18 protein-coding genes are annotated in these 18,398 nt (G+C 65.7%); 7 read left to right on the top strand and 11 right to left on the bottom strand.

Going from position 1 to position 18,398, the window contains the following annotated elements:
- Positions 1-74 precede the first annotated feature (74 nt).
- The 5 genes from NOF53_RS16585 to thiO form a co-directional block, all read right to left on the bottom strand.
- Entirely contained in the window at positions 75-869 is a 795-nt protein-coding gene (locus NOF53_RS16585) for an ABC transporter permease (protein WP_255970651.1), read from the bottom strand.
- Positions 869-1,810 carry an ABC transporter ATP-binding protein gene (locus NOF53_RS16580; protein ID WP_255970649.1) on the bottom strand — a complete coding sequence of 314 codons (942 nt, stop codon included), beginning with the start codon at positions 1,808-1,810 and terminating at the stop codon, positions 869-871. The genes NOF53_RS16585 and NOF53_RS16580 overlap by 1 nt, the downstream gene beginning before the upstream one ends.
- 131 nt (positions 1,811-1,941) lie before the next feature.
- The gene (locus NOF53_RS16575) at positions 1,942-2,709 is read right to left on the bottom strand and encodes a thiazole synthase (protein WP_308213831.1); all 768 of its coding nucleotides are present in this window, start codon (positions 2,707-2,709) and stop codon (positions 1,942-1,944) included.
- The gene (gene thiS, locus NOF53_RS16570; RefSeq protein ID WP_255970647.1) at positions 2,702-2,926 is read right to left on the bottom strand and encodes a sulfur carrier protein ThiS; all 225 of its coding nucleotides are present in this window, start codon (positions 2,924-2,926) and stop codon (positions 2,702-2,704) included. Before thiS ends, NOF53_RS16575 begins: the two co-directional genes overlap by 8 nt.
- A gap of 2 nt (positions 2,927-2,928) precedes the next feature.
- Positions 2,929-4,011 (bottom strand): glycine oxidase ThiO, encoded by a 1,083-nt coding sequence (gene thiO / locus NOF53_RS16565; protein WP_255970645.1) that lies wholly within the window; start codon positions 4,009-4,011, stop codon positions 2,929-2,931.
- Positions 4,012-4,145: 134 nt separating this feature from the next.
- Here thiO and thiE point away from each other — a divergent pair, with 134 nt between their 5' ends.
- Entirely contained in the window at positions 4,146-4,844 is a 699-nt protein-coding gene (gene thiE, locus NOF53_RS16560) for a thiamine phosphate synthase (protein WP_255970643.1), read from the top strand.
- A 1-nt stretch (position 4,845) separates the two neighbouring features.
- Here the strand turns inward: thiE and NOF53_RS16555 are convergent, their stop codons facing one another.
- Complete coding sequence (locus NOF53_RS16555) at positions 4,846-5,604, bottom strand: NUDIX hydrolase (protein WP_255970641.1); 759 nt, start codon at positions 5,602-5,604, stop codon at positions 4,846-4,848.
- 200 nt (positions 5,605-5,804) lie between these two features.
- Between NOF53_RS16555 and NOF53_RS16550 the strand changes: the two genes are divergently transcribed.
- From NOF53_RS16550 to NOF53_RS16540, 3 genes are read left to right on the top strand one after another with little or no spacing between them, the layout of a single operon-like run.
- Positions 5,805-7,166 carry a GlnX family signal transduction membrane protein gene (locus NOF53_RS16550; protein ID WP_255970639.1) on the top strand — a complete coding sequence of 454 codons (1,362 nt, stop codon included), beginning with the start codon at positions 5,805-5,807 and terminating at the stop codon, positions 7,164-7,166.
- On the top strand, positions 7,163-8,146 hold the full coding sequence (locus NOF53_RS16545; RefSeq protein WP_255970637.1) for a transporter substrate-binding domain-containing protein: 984 nt from the start codon (positions 7,163-7,165) through the stop codon (positions 8,144-8,146). Before NOF53_RS16550 ends, NOF53_RS16545 begins: the two co-directional genes overlap by 4 nt.
- Before the next feature lie 6 nt (positions 8,147-8,152).
- Positions 8,153-10,474 (top strand): serine/threonine-protein kinase, encoded by a 2,322-nt coding sequence (locus NOF53_RS16540; protein ID WP_255970635.1) that lies wholly within the window; start codon positions 8,153-8,155, stop codon positions 10,472-10,474.
- On the opposite strand, the gene NOF53_RS16535 is transcribed toward NOF53_RS16540, so the two are convergent.
- Together NOF53_RS16535 and pta are read right to left on the bottom strand one after the other, a co-directional pair.
- Positions 10,471-11,691 carry an acetate kinase gene (locus NOF53_RS16535; protein ID WP_255970634.1) on the bottom strand — a complete coding sequence of 407 codons (1,221 nt, stop codon included), beginning with the start codon at positions 11,689-11,691 and terminating at the stop codon, positions 10,471-10,473. The two genes, NOF53_RS16540 and NOF53_RS16535, sit on opposite strands and share 4 nt — an antisense overlap.
- Positions 11,688-13,817, bottom strand: coding sequence for a phosphate acetyltransferase (gene pta / locus NOF53_RS16530; protein ID WP_255970633.1), 2,130 nt, complete (start codon positions 13,815-13,817; stop codon positions 11,688-11,690). Before pta ends, NOF53_RS16535 begins: the two co-directional genes overlap by 4 nt.
- Positions 13,818-13,913: 96 nt before the next feature.
- Between pta and NOF53_RS16525 the strand changes: the two genes are divergently transcribed.
- The gene (locus NOF53_RS16525) at positions 13,914-14,423 is read left to right on the top strand and encodes a nitroreductase/quinone reductase family protein (RefSeq protein WP_255970631.1); all 510 of its coding nucleotides are present in this window, start codon (positions 13,914-13,916) and stop codon (positions 14,421-14,423) included.
- Positions 14,424-14,472: 49 nt separating this feature from the next.
- Here the strand turns inward: NOF53_RS16525 and NOF53_RS16520 are convergent, their stop codons facing one another.
- The gene (locus NOF53_RS16520) at positions 14,473-14,817 is read right to left on the bottom strand and encodes a hypothetical protein (protein ID WP_255970629.1); all 345 of its coding nucleotides are present in this window, start codon (positions 14,815-14,817) and stop codon (positions 14,473-14,475) included.
- 711 nt (positions 14,818-15,528) lie between these two features.
- Here NOF53_RS16520 and NOF53_RS16515 point away from each other — a divergent pair.
- A complete protein-coding gene (locus tag NOF53_RS16515; protein WP_255970868.1) occupies positions 15,529-16,536 on the top strand; it encodes a patatin-like phospholipase family protein in 1,008 nt (335 codons plus the stop codon).
- 367 nt (positions 16,537-16,903) lie between these two features.
- Here NOF53_RS16515 and NOF53_RS16510 read toward each other — a convergent pair whose 3' ends face one another.
- Positions 16,904-17,182 (bottom strand): hypothetical protein, encoded by a 279-nt coding sequence (locus NOF53_RS16510; protein ID WP_255970627.1) that lies wholly within the window; start codon positions 17,180-17,182, stop codon positions 16,904-16,906.
- A 165-nt stretch (positions 17,183-17,347) separates the two neighbouring features.
- Positions 17,348-17,485, bottom strand: coding sequence for a hypothetical protein (locus NOF53_RS16505; protein ID WP_255970625.1), 138 nt, complete (start codon positions 17,483-17,485; stop codon positions 17,348-17,350).
- Between the two features lie 456 nt (positions 17,486-17,941).
- On the opposite strand from NOF53_RS16505, the gene NOF53_RS16500 reads away from it, so the two are divergent.
- Positions 17,942-18,382 carry a hypothetical protein gene (locus tag NOF53_RS16500; RefSeq protein WP_255970623.1) on the top strand — a complete coding sequence of 147 codons (441 nt, stop codon included), beginning with the start codon at positions 17,942-17,944 and terminating at the stop codon, positions 18,380-18,382.
- Positions 18,383-18,398: the final 16 nt, after the last annotated feature.

Here is an 18,398-nt window from a genome sequence, read left to right as displayed (position 1 = left end):
CTGCCCTTCGTTCCCAGCCAGGTCTCCCGACGTTCACCTGGCGGAGGGGCAGGGCGAAAGGCACTCTAGCGGCTTCAGGCGTCGCGCTTGTTCACCACCACCAGGCTGGCCCCGAAGATCACCAGGACGAACACAGCGAAGTACACGAGGCTGCCCCACGGTCCCCAGTGGAAGTCCACGCCCTGCGGTGCCCCGAGGAAATGGTTGGCGTTGAGGAACGGCAGGAACGGCATGACCTTCTCGCCGAACGAACCGAACAGGTTGAACAGGCTCTCGATCAGGAGCGGCCACAGCAGCAGCAGCGCGATCGCTCCCGCCGACTGCCGCAGCAACGCGCCGATGCCGACAGCGAGCACGACGCACAGGAACGCGTAGATCGGCACCCCGTAGATCGACCGCCACGCGTCGCCACCGGAGAGTGTGAGGGCAGCACCCGCCTCGTGCCCCGCAGTTGCCTTCGCGATGGCGTACGCCCCGAAGGTGAGGACGAACGTCAGTACGGCACCGAAAGCGCCGATCAGGCCGGCCTTGGCGACGAGGACGGATGCGCGATTGGGAATCGCCTGGAACGTGGTACGGATGACCCCGAAGCGGTATTCGCTGGTCACAGCCAACGTCGCGAGAATCATCAGGACCAGGACACCGAAACCGGATACGCCCCCGACTGCATCGGCCATCTGCGGCAGGAAGGGTTCGAAATCGGGCTCCTTCCCATCCGCCAACTGGTCGTTGAAGGAGTTGATGCTGGCCTTCGCGCTCAACCCGATGACCGCGGCCAGGCCGAGGCCCAGCACGACGATGATGACGGTGCACCACCACGGCGACCGAGTAGAGGTGATCTTGATGCGTTCCGCATTGAGAACAGCCATTACAGTGCACCCCTCATCACGTCGTCGACGCTTTCTGCGTGGTACTGCACGTCGTCTCCTGTCAGTTTCATGAACGCGTCCTCGAGCGATCCGCGCTGAGACGCCAATTCGTGCAGGGTGATTCCCTGCGAACCGGCGATCGTGCCGATGACGTCCGTGGACGAATCGACCACGACGAGCGCCTGCTGTCCGTCGGATCCGTCCTCGCGGACCGTCAGCCCGTTCGACGTCAGTGCGCTCCTGAGCGCATCCAACTGTGGACTGCGCACCCGCACCGTCGATTCCGAGGACTTGTTCACGAATTCCGACACCGTGGTGTCTGCAATCAGGCGTCCGCGGCCGATGACCACCAGATGCTCTGCGGTGAGGGCCATCTCGGACAGCAGGTGGCTCGACACCAGGACGGTGCGTCCCTCGGCCGCGAGGCGCTGCATGAATTTGCGGATCCAGACGATGCCCTCGGGATCGAGGCCGTTCACCGGCTCGTCGAACAGCAGCACCTTTGGGTCACCGAGGAGGGTGGCGGCGAGGCCGAGTCGCTGGGACATGCCGAGCGAGAACCCGCCGGCCTTCTTACCGGCCACCTCCGTGAGGCCCACGAGGTGCAGCACCTCGTCGACTCGGCTCTTCGGCAGCGAGTTCGAGGCCGCCATCCACTGGAGGTGGGCGCGCGCGGAGCGGTTGGGATGCACCCATTTGGCGTCCAGCAGCGCGCCCACGGTCCGGAGCGGCTGCACCAGGTCGCGGTACGGCTTGCCGTCGATCAGCGCCGTGCCCGCGGTGGGACGGTCCAGCCCGAGGATCATCCGCATCGTCGTCGATTTGCCTGCACCATTCGGCCCGAGGAAGCCGGTGACCATACCCGGCTGCACGGTGAACGTCAGGTTGTCCACCGCCTTCGTCGCACCGAAGGTCTTTGTCAGTCCCCTCACTTCAATCATGGTGAAGAGGATGCCCGAACCTTGGGGCGGTACGCATCAGCCACAGGTCTACTTCCGTCTCGTCCCGTGGTACCACCCGACCCCGGGCAGACCCCGACAGAACCCCGAGAAGCCCACCCACCCCGGAATGGCTAGGACGAGGCCTGCGCCCAGAAACGTTTCGGTATCCGGCCTGCGTGGCGTGCCTCGTAGCCTGCCACTACAGCGCCGCGCATCGCCGACGCCATGAGCGCCGGGTCCTTGGCCCGGGTGACCGCGGTGGCCAGCAGCACCGCATCGCAGCCCAACTCCATTGCGAGGGTGGCGTCGCTGGCGGTTCCGATTCCGGCGTCGAGGATCACCGGCACCCCGGCGCCCTCGACGATCATTTCGATGTTGTGTGGGTTGGCAATTCCCAACCCGGTCCCGATCGGCGACCCCAGCGGCATCACGGCAACGCACCCGATGTCCTCGAGCCGCCGGGCCAGGACCGGGTCGTCCGTCGTGTACGGCAGGACGACGAAGCCGTCGTCGACCAATTGCTCTGCCGCACTGACGAGTTCGATCGCGTCGGGCATCAGGGTACGTTCGTCGGCGATCACCTCGAGCTTCACCCAGTCGGTCTCGAGCGCCTCACGGGCGAGTTGCGCCGTCAGCACCGCCTCGGCCGCACCGCGACACCCGGCGGTGTTGGGCAGCGGCGCGATGCCGAGCCGGCGCAGCAGGTCGAGCACACCGGTGCCGCCTGCGGCGTCCACCCGGCGCATCGCGACGGTCGTCAGCTCGGTGCCGGACGCCACCAGGGCCTCTTCCAGCACGGTGAGGTTGGCGGCACCTCCGGTGCCCATGATCAACCGGGAGCCGAAAGTGCGGCCAGCGATTGTCAGGCCCTTCTGCGCCACCGGCGTCACGTCAGCCACCCTGCACCGCCGTGAGGATCTCGATCTCCCAGCCGCGATCCACGACTTCGTCCCAGCGGACCTTCGGGAATACGGCACCGTTGACGGCCACCGCGATGCCCTTCGTGGGAAGGTTCAGCGTCTCCAGCAGCTGGGCGACGGTGGGCGCTACCGCGAACTCGTGGTCCTCGCCGTTGACGGTGATGCCGACAGGCACCACCACTTGCTGCTCACTCATCTCTACCTCGCTACTTTTTCGAAACGCCCGGGGTCGGCAGTCCTCGCCTCGGCGAGAGCCGATCCCTCCAACAGTGCCACCGTCGCGTCAGCGGTGACGGGGGTGAGCAGGATGCCGTTGCGTCCGTGTCCCGTGGCCACCACCACTCGATCCGACACTCGCCCGATCAGGGGCAGATTGTCGGGAGTCATCGGCCGCAGACCGGCCGACGCCTCGTGCAGTTCGTATTCACCGATCGCGGGCATCAGTGCTTCGGCATCGGCGATGAGGTCGCGTACCCCGGCGACGGTGACCTGGGTATCGCGGCCGGACTCGTGCTGGGTGGCGCCCACGACGATTCCGTCGGCCCGCGGCACCAGGTACGCGGGACGGCCGTGCACGCTGCCGCGGATGGTGCGCGACGGCGCCGGGGTCGCCCCCGGACGCGCACGCAGCCGCAGAATCTCACCCTTCACCGGGCGGACCGGGAGACCGGGCCACAGCGACGGCGACGCGATGCCTGCGGTGACGACGATCTGGTCCGTGTCGAGCAGGCGGAGATCGGACACACTTTCTTCGATCAGCTCCACTCCGGCGTCGACGGCGCATGTCCGCAATGCGGCCAACAGCAACCGGTTGTCCACGGCGAGTTCATCGACCGCGAGCAGCCCGAGCCGAACCCCACGCCCGAGCATCGGCTCGAGCTCACGAACCTCGCTACGGCCGAGAATGTGCAGGTCCCGTCCCTGCGCACCCACCCATTCGGCGATGGTGCGCAGATCTTCGGCATCGGCGCCGTCCAGCGCGACGGTCAGTGAACCGGCCGACGTGAACAGCTCGACACCGGCAGCGGCCTCGAGTTCCTTTCCGAAGTCGGGCCACCGGTCGAGTGACGCACTACCCAGCTCGAGCACGCTCTCCTCACCGGGCCACCCCTCGGACAACGGTGCCAGCATCCCGCCCGCGACCCACGAAGCACCCGAACCGACCGACGGGTCGTACAACCGGACCGACCACCCGGCGCGGGCGGCGCGCCACGCAATGGACAGTCCGATCACCCCGCCGCCGACGACGGACACCGACCGTGACTTCAGAACCGTTGACATCGAACTCCACCTCACTTCCTGCGCCGGCATGATCCGGGTCAGGTATGACGGTCGGGCTCGGCGTGAGCCCCTCTCAGCCCCGCGTTCCCGGGACTCCCGTGTTGCACTTTCACCGTAGAGGCTACCGTCATGCCGTGACCACCTCGCATCACAGCAGCCATGCAGAACGTCGGCGTCGCCTCGGAGCTGCGCGTTTGTACCTGTGTACCGATGCTCGACGCGAAAAAGGTGACCTGGCGCAGTTCGCGGAAGCCGCACTGTCCGGTGGTGTCGACATCATCCAGCTCCGCGACAAGGGCTCGGCTGGCGAGCGTGAGCTTGGTCCGATGGATGCCCGCGACGAACTCGCGGCACTGTCGGTGCTCGCCGCAGTCGCGCGAAGGCACGGAGCCCTGCTCGCCGTGAACGACCGCGCCGACATGGCACTGGCCGCCGGCGCCGACGTCCTGCACCTCGGCCAGGGCGACCTTCCGGTGCCGTACGCGCGGAACGTGGTGGGGCCCGATGTCCTGATCGGCCGGTCCACCCACAGCCGGGCGCAGGCCAGCCTCGCGGCGATCGAGGACGATGTCGACTACTTCTGCACCGGGCCGGTGTGGGCCACTCCCACCAAGCCCGGTCGCACGGCGGCGGGTATCGACCTGGTGCGGTCGACCGCCGATGCGCAGCCCACCCGTCCGTGGTTTGCGATCGGTGGCATCGACGAGGCGCGGGTACCAGAGATTCTGGCTGCGGGAGCCACCCGCATCGTCGTGGTACGGGCGATCACGGAGGCGCGTGACCCGCAGGCGGCGGCGCGCTCACTCGCCGCGATGCTGCGCAGCAACAACTGAATTACGGCTGATCCAGCCAGCCCAGCACCGTCGACGGCTCCAGGGTGAGGACGGTGCCCGGAAGTTGGTCGACGAGTTCGCGGTCCGCAGTCACCACGACGGTCGCCGTACCGATGGTGGTGCCATGACCTGCCGACTCTGCAGTGCCACCGATCACGTCCGGCGAATCGAGTATCTCGATGCGCGGCAACCAGCCGTAAGTTCCGTCGGGCAGGTGAATCGTGCGGGGCAACGCCTTCGACAACTGTGTCAACGAGCCGTGCTCGCCGAGGACGTCGCGCCCGGCGAGCACCAGCCGTACCTCGGTGGTGCGCAGCATCTGCCAGCCCGCTTGGAATCCCGGGTGGAGGGGCAGTGCTGCGACGTCGGATTCACGAACCCAGCGCAGCTCGGTGCTCTCGCCGTTGGCAACGGTGGGGAGCGGCCGCTCGGCGTCGGCGATCACCGTCGTGTAGCTCCACCCGCTGGCGGCTTCCATCGTCACGACCTCGGTGCGCACCCGAATGGCCGCGCTCGCGATGCCGGTCTCCTCGTGCGCTTCCCGCACCGCCGCATGTGTTGTCGTTTCATGGCTGTCCCTGGCGCCGCCGGGCAACGCCCACGTCCCGCCCTGGTGGCTCCAGACTGCTCGATGCTGAAGTAGCACAGCCGGCGTGTCGTCCGCGAGCGGAGCGCGCAACAACAACCCGGCCGCACCGTGCTTGCCCCAATGACGACTGCCGTCCGGACCGGTTGCCCAGCCGTCCCCGTCACCACGCATCGACTACCCCTGTCCGACCTGATGGGTCACCTGCAGTTCCCTCACACTAACGGTTTCTCCCGGCCTCGCCAGCTCACGGCCCCGTTCAGGCCCTGTCCAGCCGGGGCACGCCCGCATACTCCTCGGGGTTCGCAGCACGGCGGCGCGGCTGCTTATATGCTCCCCACAAAGTGCGGCCGGGTTCGAAGAAGGGGTGCGACGTGGTTCTGCGTGAGTCACCGTCCATCGAACCCCACGGTAGCCGAGCGTTGTCGGCCCTCGAGGACGACGACGTCGATCCGGCGGTAGCTCGCCGCAGGGAGTTGCACGCATTCCTCCACTCGACACCGGCCAGACTGACCGGTCTCGGAATCCTGCTCGTCCTGCTGACCGTGGCGGCCGGCCTGGTGGCCACCACCACGGTGAACGGCAGGGCGGCCACGCTCGACACCGTCCTCGCAGATACCGAGCCGTTGTCGTATTCGGCGCAGAATCTCTATATCGCGCTGTCGGTAGCCGACGCCGCCACCACGACGGCGTTCATTTCGGGTGGTCTCGAGCCGGGCGAGCTCCGGGACAGATACGCGCAGGCAATCGGCACAGCGTCGGCCGATCTCGTCTATGCGTCGGGCGGGCTGGCCGCGAGCGAGGTGGACAGCCGGCGTCTCCTCGCCTCCATCTCCACGGACCTCACCGTCTACACCGGGCTCATCGAGACGGCGCGGGCGAACAACCGGGTGGGGAATCCCGTCGGCGCGGCCTATCTCAATGAGGCCTCGACGCTGATGCAGACGAGCATGCTTCCGATGGCGCAGCAGTTGCACGCTCAGCAGGAGGCCCACGTCGCATCGACGCAGAGGAACTATTCGAGACCGCCGTGGTTTGCTCTGGCGCTCCTACTGACGGCCGCGGTGGGATTGGTCCTCACGCAGATCGTCCTTGCCCGGCTCAGTCGGCGCACCTTCAATCTCGGGTTGATCCTGGCGTCGTCGAGTACCGCCATTCTGTTGCTGTGGATGCTGGTGGCCGGGTTGATGTCCTCCCTCGACACTCGTCGCGCACTCACCGAGGGCGCCCAGCCGTTGCACGAGTTGACGACCGGTCGCATCCTCGCCCAACAGGCCCGTACCGAAGAGACACTGAAGTTGGTCCGGCGCGACTCGAACGGTGACTACGACGCGGTGTTCGAGGACAGGTCCGCTCAGCTCGGCGCGGTGTTGTCAAACTATCCCCGCGAAGACGACAACCCGGTCGGCCACACCGAGGTCGCTCGGGCAGCACAAGCATGGAACGGGTGGTCGGGGGCGCACGATCGGATGAATGCCGTTCTCGCCGAAGGCGATTTTCTCACCGGCGCGGCCATTGCCATCGGTCCCGGATCCGAGAACTCGGCCGCCCAGTTCACTATTCTCGACGACGCGCTCACCGACGGAATCGGATCCGCGCGTGAGCACCTGCGGTCCAATATCGCATCGGCATCGGGGGTGCTGACCGCGTTGGGCCCGGGGGCTCTCGCCCTGACGCTGATCGCCGTGATCGGAATTATCATCGGACTGTGGCCGCGGTTGAAGGAGTACCAGTGAGGCGGCACCGGATCGCACTCGTCATGATCGCGGTCGTGTCACTCCTCGGCGGCTGCGCCCAGTCGACGTCGGGACATGTCGGGTCGGCGAGCATCTCGCACACCGAACCCCCGTTGCCCGCCGGCGCCACCCCGGCACCGACGGACCGTCCGACGCCCGCTCCCGCGCCGGAGGGTGACTGCGGTGATCCCACAGCGAGTCTGCGTCCCTTTCCCGACGCGGGCACACCACCACCGATGCCGACCGTCGACGCCATCCGCGCGCGAGGCCGACTGATCGTCGGGTTGGACACCGGTAGCAACCTCATGAGTTTCCGCGACCCGGCCACCGGCACCATCCAGGGTTTCGACGTCGACATGGCCCGTGAGATAGCGCGGGATCTGTTCGGTGATCCGGACCGACTCGAGTATCGGATCCTCACCTCGGCCAATCGTGAGAAGGCATTGCAGGAGTCGTTGGTCGACATCGTGGCCAAGACGATGACGATCACCTGCGAGCGGCGGGAGAAGGTCGCCTTCTCCACCCAGTACTTCGAGGCGCATCAGCGAGTCCTCGTCGTCAAGGGTTCGCGGATCCGCGGTCCGGCGGATTTGGGCGGAAAGCGGGTGTGTGCCGCGCGCGGGACCACCTCGCTGGAGCGGCTGCAGCAGGTGACGCCCACGGCCGACATCCTCACCGTGCCCATGTGGTCGGATTGCCTGGTGGTGTTGCAGCAGGGGCAGGTCGATGCGGTGAGTTCGGACGACACCATCCTGGCCGGACTCGTATCCCAGGACCCGTATCTCGAGATCGTCGGTGACAGCATGGGCGCGGAACCGTACGGAATCGGTATCACCAGATCCAACGAGGACCTCGTGCGGTTCGTCAACGGCACCCTCGAGCGGATCCGCCTCGACGGATCCTGGACCAGGTCCTACAACCAGTGGTTGTCGATGCTGGGTCCGTCACCCGCCCCGCCGTCCGCCGTGTACCAGGACTGAGGGCCCATGTCCCAGGAGAATTCGGAGTCCCCGGAGAATACGGAGTCCCCGGATCCGGACGTCGCCACCCAGGCTGCACCCCGCGAACCCGAACAAGCCACTCAGGCTGCACCCCGAGAACCCGAACAAGCCACCCAGGCCACCCAGGCGTCGCGTCCGTCCGGAGCCACTACGACGGGTCGCTCGACGCGGTCACCGCGCAGTCGCTCCGGCGGCCGCCTGCGCCTGGGCGGCGGGCTCGTCGAGGTGCCGGTGGTGAAGACAGTCGACCCGGCTTCGGCAGTGATGTCGGACCCCTCGGTCCCCGAGAACAAGCGGTTCTGCTGGAAGTGCAGCAATCCGGTCGGCCGGAACTGCGCCACCGCGGACGAGTGCGAGTTCGGGAAATGCCCCTCGTGTGGCGCCACTTTCGACTTCCGGCCGCTGTTGCGGCCCGGTGAGCTGGTGAGCGGCCAGTACGAGGTGCAGGGATGCATCGCGCACGGCGGCCTCGGGTGGATCTATCTTGCGGTCGACCGCAACGTGAGCGATCGATGGGTGGTTCTCAAAGGTCTGTTGCATTTCGGCGATGCCGAGGCCCAGGCGGTCGCTGTGGCCGAACGCCAGTTCCTCGCGGAGGTGGCGCACCCGAGCATCGTGAAGATTTACAACTTCGTCGAGCATCCCCGATCCGACGGCACCCCGATGGGGTACATCGTCATGGAATATGTGGGTGGGCACTCGCTGAGAGACGTCCTCTCGACGCACCGTCGTCCCGAACGAATGCCGATCGAACAAGCCATCGCCTATGTGCTGGAGATACTTCCGGCACTGGCCTACCTGCACTCGACAGGGCTTGTATACAACGACCTCAAACCCGACAACGTGATGGTGACCGAGGATTCGCTGAAATTGATCGACCTCGGCGCCGTCGCGGGCATCGAGGACTACGGCTATCTCTACGGCACACCGGGTTTCCAGGCACCGGAGATTGTCAAGACGGGGCCGACCGTCGCCTCCGACATTTTCACGGTGGGCCGCACACTCGCGGTGCTCACGCTCGACATGCCCTCGGACAAGGGCCGATACCTGGACGGGATTCCGTCCCCGGAGAAGGCGCCGTTGCTGGCCGAGTACGAGTTCTTCCATCGCCTCCTGCTACGCGCCACCGATCCCGACCCCGCGAAGCGTTTTTCCTCGGCGGAGGAGATGGCCGGTCAGCTCACCGGCGTGCTCCGTGAGGTGCTCGCGCAGCAGACCGGTGAGGAACACCCTGGACTTTCCACAGTATTCAGCAGGCAGCGAACGACATACGGCACCGACGAGGCCGTCGAGCAGACCGACGTCTACGTCGACGGCGTCCAACGAGACCAAAACCTGGATCCGCGCTCGGTGGCGCAGGCGTTGGCGGTGCCCCTGATCGACCCCACCGACCCCAACGCTCCCCTACTGGCTGCTGCGGTTCACAGTGAACCGCAGCAGACGCTCGATTCTCTGCGGCATGCCCGGCAGAACGGAATCGAACGTGTAGTCGGAAGTCCCGATGTGTCGTTCTCCCGCGAACTCACTCTCGCCGAGATCAAGGCCCACCTCGATCTCGGCGATGTGGCCACTGCGCTCGCCCGGCTCGACGACGTGAAAGCGGATGTCGGTGGCAACTGGCGGATCGACTGGTTCGCAGGAATCGCAACATTGCTCTCGCGCGAGTACGAGGCGGCCTTCTCGCACTTCGAATCCGTGCTGCAAGCCATGCCCGGCGAGACGGCACCCAAACTCGCACTGGCCGCGACCGCCGAGTTGATCTTGCAGCACTGGGAAACCCCGGATCCGGCCCAATGGCGGTCGTTCGCCGAGAAGTACTATCGGACGGTGTGGCGCACCGACCACAATGCTGTGAGTGCGGCGTTCGGACTGGCGCGGCAACTCACCGAGCGCGGAGACCTTCCCGGCGCCCTCGCGGCGCTCGATCAGGTTCCAGTCAGCTCCCGGCACTTCACCGTGGCCCGGATGACCAGTGCGCTGGTGCTGCTGTCCGGGCGGCCGATCGAGAAGATCGACGAGTCCCAGCTGCGCGAGGCAGCTCACCGTGTCGCCGAACTGCCGCCGGAAGAGAGCCGCGCACTGCAGATGCGCACCCTCGTGCTGGGTACCGCACTCGACTGGATACGCAGCGGCCACACGTCGACCACCGAACAGAGGCAATTCCTCGGTGTGCCGTTCACCGAACGCGGGCTACGTACCGGCGCCGAGGCGGCTCTGCGCGCACTGGCCCGCAACGCCCCCGAACGCACCCACCGCTATGCACTGGTCGACCGGGCGAACACCATTCGCCCGAAAAGCCTTTTCTAAGAGTCGGTCACCCGCTCAGCTGCCACCAATTCGACTGCCGCACGGGCAATTGCCAGCTCCTCATTGGTGGGGACGACGAGAACATCCACCTCGGAGTCGTCCGAGGAGATGCGCCGGGCCTCCCGGGAATCCGAACTGTTTCGAGCTTCGTCGACGATCATGCCGAGACGTTCGAGTCCCGCCAGGCTGTCGCGCCGGACATCGGCGTTGTTCTCGCCGACTCCCCCGGTGAACGCGATGACGTCGACACCACCCAATTCGACGAGGTAGGCGCCGATGTATTTGCGGAGTCGGTGCACGTACACGTCGTAGGCGAGCGCGGCGTCCGTGTTCCCCTCCCCGACGAGGGTCAGGAGCGAGCGGAAGTCGTTGACGCCGGACAGGCCCCGCAAACCCGACTGCCGGTTGAGTAGGTCGTCGATCCGGTCGACCGACAGTCCCTGCCGATGCAGGTGCAGGAGAACTCCGGGATCGACGTCGCCACTGCGCGTTCCCATGACGAGGCCTTCGAGTGGCGTCAGTCCCATGCTGGTGTCGACTGCTCGGCCACCGTGGATCGCGGACGCCGAGGCACCGTTGCCCAGGTGCAAAACTATCTGGTCGATGTCGGACAATTCCCTGCCGACGAACCGGGCGGCACAGGACGACACGTACTGGTGCGACGTCCCGTGGAAGCCGTACCGCCGAATGTCGTACTCCTTCGCGATGTTCCGGTCGATGGCGTAGGTGGACGCCGCGGCAGGGAGGGTGTGGAAGAACGCGGTGTCGAACACCCCCACGTGCGGGACATCGGGAAGCACCTCCCGCGCCACCTCGATACCGATCACGTTCGCCGGATTGTGTAGCGGTGCCAGGCTCGACAGATCGGAGATGGCCCGCACGACGTCGTCGTCGATGATCGTGGGCTCATAGAAGACGTTGCCGCCGTGGACGAGGCGATGCCCCACAGCGACGATCCCAGCCTCACGGAGCGGCCGGCCGACCTCGGCGACCACCTCGAGAACCATCTCCAGACCTGCGCGATGGTCGGCGATGGAGGCGTGTCGCTCCGCCACACCCGTGCGGTGCCGATACACGATGTGCCCGTCCGGTTCACCGATCCGCTCGATGAGTCCGGAGGCGATCGACTCGCCGCTGTCCGGCTGGATCAGCTGAAATTTGATCGACGAAGAACCGGAGTTGAGTACCAATACCGAACCTGCGGTGTCGTCGCTCACGCGTCTGCCCCCTCGAGCGCCGCTGCCTGAATGGCCGTGATGGCCACCGTATTGACGATGTCCTCGACCAGCGCCCCACGGGAGAGGTCGTTGACCGGCTTGTTCAGCCCCTGCAGCACGGGGCCGACAGCGATGGCACCGGCACTGCGCTGTACCGCCTTGTACGTGTTGTTGCCGGTGTTGAGGTCGGGGAAGATGAACACCGTCGCCTTTCCTGCCACCTGCGAGTCGGGCATCTTCTTGTCGGCCACACTCTGCTCGATGGCGGCGTCGTACTGAATCGGCCCTTCCACCAGAAGATCCGGTTCCCGTTCGCGGACGACGGCGGTTGCGGAGCGCACCTTGTCGACATCTGCGCCGCTCCCGGAGTCACCGGTGGAATACGACAGCATCGCGATACGAGGATCGATGCCGAACTGAGCGGCAGTGCGAGCGGACGAAATCGCGATGTCGGCCAGTTGCTCAGCGGTGGGGTCGGGCACCACGGCGCAGTCACCATAGGCGAGAACGCGATCGGACAGACACATCAGGAACACGCTCGACACCGTGTTCACACCCGGCTGAGTCTTGATGATTTCGAACGAAGGCCGAATCGTGTGCGCGGTGGTGTGCGCGGCGCCGGACACCATCCCGTCCGCTATTCCCATGTGCACCATCATGGTTCCGAAGTACGAGATGTCACCCATCACCTCCCGTGCACGCTCGAGGGTCATGCCCTTGTGTGCGCGCAGCCGGGCGTACTCCTCGGCGAACGAGGTCGTGTACTCGGAGGTCCGCGGATCGAGGACCTGTGCCCCGGACAGGTCCACACCGAGTTCGGCGGCACGACGGCGCACCTGCCCCTCGTCTCCGAGGAGAGTCAGATCCGCCACCTGACGTTGCAGCAGCCGGCCCGCGGCCCTGACGATACGGTCGTCGTCACCCTCTGGAAGGACGATGTGCCTGCGACCGCGCCGGGCCCGGTCGATCAATTGGTACTCGAACATCTGGGGTGTGACCACCGACGGGATCGGGAGCTTCAACTGTTCGACGAGAACAGCGGGATCGACGTGCTGCTCCATGACGCTCAACGCGGTATCGACCTTGCGTTGCGAGCCGACGGCCACCCGGCCCCGCGTCTGGGCGGCCACACTCGCGGTGTCGAACGTACCCAGCGACGTCGTGAGAATCGGGAGCCGCGGCTTCAGGCCCGCCATGAGGTCGGCGATCGCGGGGTGCGGCAGCAGACCGCCGTTCATGATGATCCCGGCGAGCGACGGAAACCCTTCTGCGTCGTGGGCATTGACCATCGCGAGCAGTACGTCGGAGCGGTCGGCGGGCGCGATCACCACCACCCCTTCGCTCAGCCGCTCGAGAATGTGTTCGGCCGTCATGCCGCCGACCATCACCCGCAGAGCTTCACGGTGCAGAAGTTCCGGATCGCCGCTGAACAGGGTGCCGTCGACGGCGTCGAGAAGCTCGGCCATGGTCGGCGCCGTCAACAGCGGAATTTCCGGCAAGCTCCACGCAGGCACGCCGGTCGAGGACAGCGCGGAGGTGACGGCGTCGAGTTCGTCCGGGTTACACCGATTGGCGATGACTGCTATCAGATGCGCGTGGTGTGCCTTCAGTTCTCCGATGCACAGCTGAGCGAGCTGGGCCACTTCGTCAGGGGTGCGGCGTGCTCCCCGCAATGCGAGGAGCACCGGCGCGCCCAGGTTGACGGCGATCCGCGCGTTGTACCCGAGCTCGCTCGGGCTTGCGACGTCCGTGTAGTCGCTGCCGATGACCACGACGGCGTCGCACTGCTCGGCCACCTTGTGGTACCTCGCGACGATCTCACCGAGTGCTCCCTCGGGGTCTGCGTGGACGTGCTCGTAGGTCACGCCCAGGGACTGCTCGTAACCGACGTCGGCGGTGGTGTGCTCGAGCAGCAATTCCAGGATGTAGTCGGCCTCTTCTGCGGAGCGCGCGATCGGCCGAAAGACACCTACCCTCGCGGCCGAGGCACACAGCATCTGTAGTACACCCAAGGCGATGGTGGACTTACCGGTGTCCCCTTCCGGCGAGGCGATGTAGATGCTCGACGGCGCGGAACGGCCCGGCGGACTCACTGGTGAGGATGTTCCAGGTGCAGCCATGGGCATAGCGTATCGGGCGGTCCGCGCCGGCGCCGTTGCCGTTGCCGGCCGCTTCCCGGCTCCACGATTGACAGGGGCCCCCGCGAAGCGGTCAGATGACGTATGGCCGAATCACCCTTCCCCGACGTCAGGTGGGGCAGTGAGAGCAGTTTCCTCCGGGAGCCCGCCGCGGCATTCGCCGCCACCCGGCCGGGGTCGTGGGTGATTCGCAAGCTCGCCGGAGTAGACCGACGACTGCTCGAGAGAAGCGGTGGACGTTTCACGATTCTCGGCCCGATCGCGGCACCGGTGGTGCTTCTGACCACCACGGGCCGTAAGTCCGGAAAGCCGCGCACCAGCCCGTTGCTGTGCTACCGCGAGGGAACCCGACTCTATGTGGTAGGCAGCAACTTCGGACAACACACACACCCCGCATGGTCTGCGAACCTGATCGCCGAGCCGCGCGCGACGGTGACCATCGGGGGGAAAGCGATACCGGTGACCGCCACTCTACTCACCGAACCGGAACGAACCCGCATCTACCGCGAATTCGATGCCATGGCCCGGGTGTACGGCGTCTATGAAAACCGCACCGACCGCAACATGCGGGTGTTCGCGCTCACGGCCACCTGACCTGACACCGTTCCCGGCACCGGGCCACCACGGCACACGTCGTGACGTTTCATGACGGGCCCGCGTCCTGTTGGCGGCGTTGATGAAACCGCCCGCGCTGCTCATCGAGCGATATCACACCACACCGCTGGGGGCCGTGATGCTCACGGGCAATCGGCAGCCGCACCACCGCGGTCCGCCGCCTCAGTTCTCCCGCGCGCCGGGCCGCGTCCTCATCGCTGAGCAAGTACGCCGCGGCACGATCGCAGTCGATGAGGATCTGCTCGTAGGCGATGCGTATCGGCCCGCGCTCGTCGAGCCGAGAGACAGCCACGTCTTCGAGCAGTTGCAGCGAAAGCCGCGCCAGCCGGTAGTTCACGCGTAGGAACGCCAAGGATATCGAGCCAAGTGTCACACGCGGAATCGTAAGCACGGCGGAAACACTCACGCATAGAGTCTTAAGTCCCGTTGTCGACCTCAGCGCCTTCCGTGCGTTCATGCCGAGCGGGTATCGAACATGGACGTTTGCCCAGTGGCGCTCCCGACGGAAGTGCGGTACAAACGAACCCTCGCAACCTAACTGTGATCCAAATCACTCTTGATCGTTACAGGAGGAGACAGGAAAACCCTCACAGGCGGCAGCCCTTTCCCGGCCGGACCACCGCTTGGATCGCACCCTCGTGAAAAGAGCATGGAATGCACCCCTCGTTACCCATGAAACAGCATGTACCAGCTGGTACAGAACGCCTCACCCAGTCAGCCATCGGTGCCGGTGCCTCCCTATTCGTAGCCATGCCCGCCTGGCTGGTCACCGACTCACTTTTCTCGACCGCCGCGATCGTCGCCGCAACATTCGCCGGCCTTACTGTGGCAGCTGCGATGCTCCGCCCTTCGCCATGACGTACCGGACCACCTCAGGTCTCTTGTCACCTCAGTTCGTCTGTCCATCAATGTGTTCAGCGTGCTGGGCTTCTGAATTCGCACCCTTGGGCTGCGGGTCCCGAGGAAGATGGCATACAGGCGTGCTGGCGCCGGACATCGCGTCTTGATCCGGCAAGGCAGCCGCGTACCCATACGGGTTGAGTAGCGATGACACCGGCAGCGACAACGGAGGACTGCGATGACCATGCCGAGCCCGGTTCTACCCATCGACCTCGTTCTCGCCGGTGGTGGCGTCAAAGGCATCGGGTTGGTGGGGGCGGTCGCGGCATTGCTCGACGCCGGGTACCGGGTTCAGAGGATCTCTGGCACCTCGGCCGGCGCAGTAGTCGGAGCGATCGTCGCGGCAGCCTCGACGAGAGGGCAGCTCACGGGCGCGGAAGTGAAAGAACACGCCCTCAGCCTCGAGTACAGCGAGCTTCTCGATCCCGGCCTCATCGAAGACCTCCCTATCGTCGGTCCGTTGTGGGCGATCATTCGTGGAACCGGCATGTATCGAGGCGACCGCATCCACCGGTGGATCGCCGACAAACTGGGCGAATTCGGCGTGACAACCTTCGGCGACCTGCGAATAGACGACACGACCGTTGCCCCGGAGCGTCGGTACAGACTGGTGGTTACCGTCGCTGACGTGACCACCGGCCAACTGGTGCGACTGCCGTGGGACTACGAGCGCGTCTACGGCCTCGACCCCGACGAACAGTCCGTAGCCGATGCTGTTCGCGCGTCGATGGCCATACCGTTCTTCTTCAAGCCCGCCCAGTTGCGACGACCTGGCGGAGCGAGCTCCATCTTGGTCGATGGTGGCGTGCTGTCGAACTTCCCCATCGATTCACTGGATCGGACCGACGGCAAGCGTCCTCGCTGGCCCACCTTCGGGGTCACCGTGCTGCCCAACCTCCCCGCTGGGAACGACAAGGTGATTCCGCAGCTCCGTTGGTTTCACCTATTCAATTCCCCACACCTGTTCGAGCGCGTTCTCACCACGATGCTGGTCGGCCGCGATCAGGCATACCTGAACCAGCCGTGGGTCGACGCCCGCGCCATTCGTGTCGATTCGACTGCCGTCGGTGTACTCGACTTCGACATCGACAAGCCGGAGATCGAAGCCCTCTACGACAAGGGCTACCAAGCGGCACAGAGCTTTCTGACCACATGGGACTGGACGGAGTATGTCACCCGCTTCCGAATGTGACGGCGGTACCGGCCAGGCAAATCGCCGACTACCACCGAGGGGCCGTTCGCTCTGCTCCCTCAGTCCGTCGCGGCCTTGGAGAACGAGAGTGTCGACACCCGGCCGGTGTTCGATGACCGAAAGTTGTCGGCGTTGCGGGTGACGAGTCGAGGGCCCTGGACTGGGGTTTGCGGCCGTACGCCCGCTGAGCTCGTTGTTGCGCGGCGGTCCCGGAGGAGTCCGAAATGCGGTTCCGCCAGGCTCACGGCACTGATCGTGATTTCTCCGTCATGGGGCGGGACATCGTTCGCGGTGAGGAGGCTCAGATCAAGTACCACACGGCACCATCGGCCCCGAACGATCAGTCACGGTCCCGGTACCGCCGTCCTCACCCGACACAGATCAGTACGCCCACGACCACCACTGCGACCACCGAGGCACCGCCGCAGATCAGCCACGCCCGCATTGCGAGCCGCCGCCACTGATCGCACCGTCCACCCGCTTCCGCGACCGCAACCATTCGTCCAGTATTCGGATCGGACGCCCCGGCCTCGGCAAGGCGGCGGGCCGTCGCATCGGCCCGTGCCGCCACACCGAACGAGACAGGGACCACCAGCAGCACAACCATCAGCAAGCCAACCATCACACCAATACCCGTCCCGAGCATTCCCGCTCCTTCCACACCACAGGACGCCCGTCACAGGCACCGCGTATCGAATGCCGATTACCCGGATCCCGCGGGCACAATCAATCCCTCTGTCAGCTCTATCGCCGAACTGGTACCGGTGTTGCAGCCCTCGGACCTGGCATCGGCGCCGCGAAGGGCGCCCTCTTACACGCCCGGTACCGGGAACTGCCACACCGCTACGACAACCACGGCCATGACCAGCCCGGTGTACACAACGGTGCCCACGACACTGACGCGCATCGCATGCAGTAGGACGCTCGAGATTCTGCTGATTCGTGCCATGACAACTCTTCTTTCACATGCCGGGATTTGCCGCTGCTACGCCGATGACGGTGCACCACACACACTCGCGCACGTTCGACACCGGCGCATCGGCCGTAATACCTAGACCCATACCCCTCTTCCGGAGAACTCACGAGCATCCGCACTCCGCACTCAACTGTCGCACGCTTGCGCCCAGCGCGATTCAGCAATGCCGACAGGCTGATTCGTGTACTGCGTGGCAAAGGGCGGCGAAGTACACCTACCGGTCGGTATTTCACATGCGCGGAAAATTCGTGACATGGCGTGGGTCACATTCCCCGCAACGAGGACCACACCGGCCTGCGTGGATCGGTTCCGCAGTCGTGCGCGGACACCGAAATAGGCACCCCACCCCGCCGGATGGTCGGTCCCGGATCCGCGCGTACGCATGATCATGGGAGGACCCGACCGAATCGTCACACATCAGAGGCACCCATGCTCGAAACCACTGCCGCACCCTCGACCACGTCGACCGTCCCCGTCGCAGGATCCGATGTCCCATGTCGAGCGCACACCACGCGCGGCCGGATCGGCGACCGGGAGGCCCGCCGGGTCCCCGTCCGGGCAGACACCACACAACGCTCGCGGGACCTCGACTGGGTACGGCATTGCCTCCGTGTCTGCGACCTTCTCACCAACGTGCAGTCACTCAGCCAGTCCGACCGAGCGCTTGTGGCCTTCGCCATCGAGTGGGCACCCTATGGCGGAGCCGACGCCGAGGAACTGTTCATCAAATTCGGCGTCCATCGGAACAGATTCCTGTCAATGCTCCAAGCCGCGATGATCCCGCGACGATCGGACCTGAAACGACTTTGCGCCGTCAAAGCGACCCTCGGCACCGACATCCTCCGCGCATGGCAACGTGATCATAGGTAGCGGTAGCTCGGCTTCG

The organism is Rhodococcus tibetensis (assembly GCF_024438035.1).
Classification (GTDB): domain Bacteria; phylum Actinomycetota; class Actinomycetes; order Mycobacteriales; family Mycobacteriaceae; genus Rhodococcus_F; species Rhodococcus_F tibetensis.
Note: the sequence above shows the minus strand (reverse complement) of the source record. Positions and strands in the feature narration are given on the sequence as shown.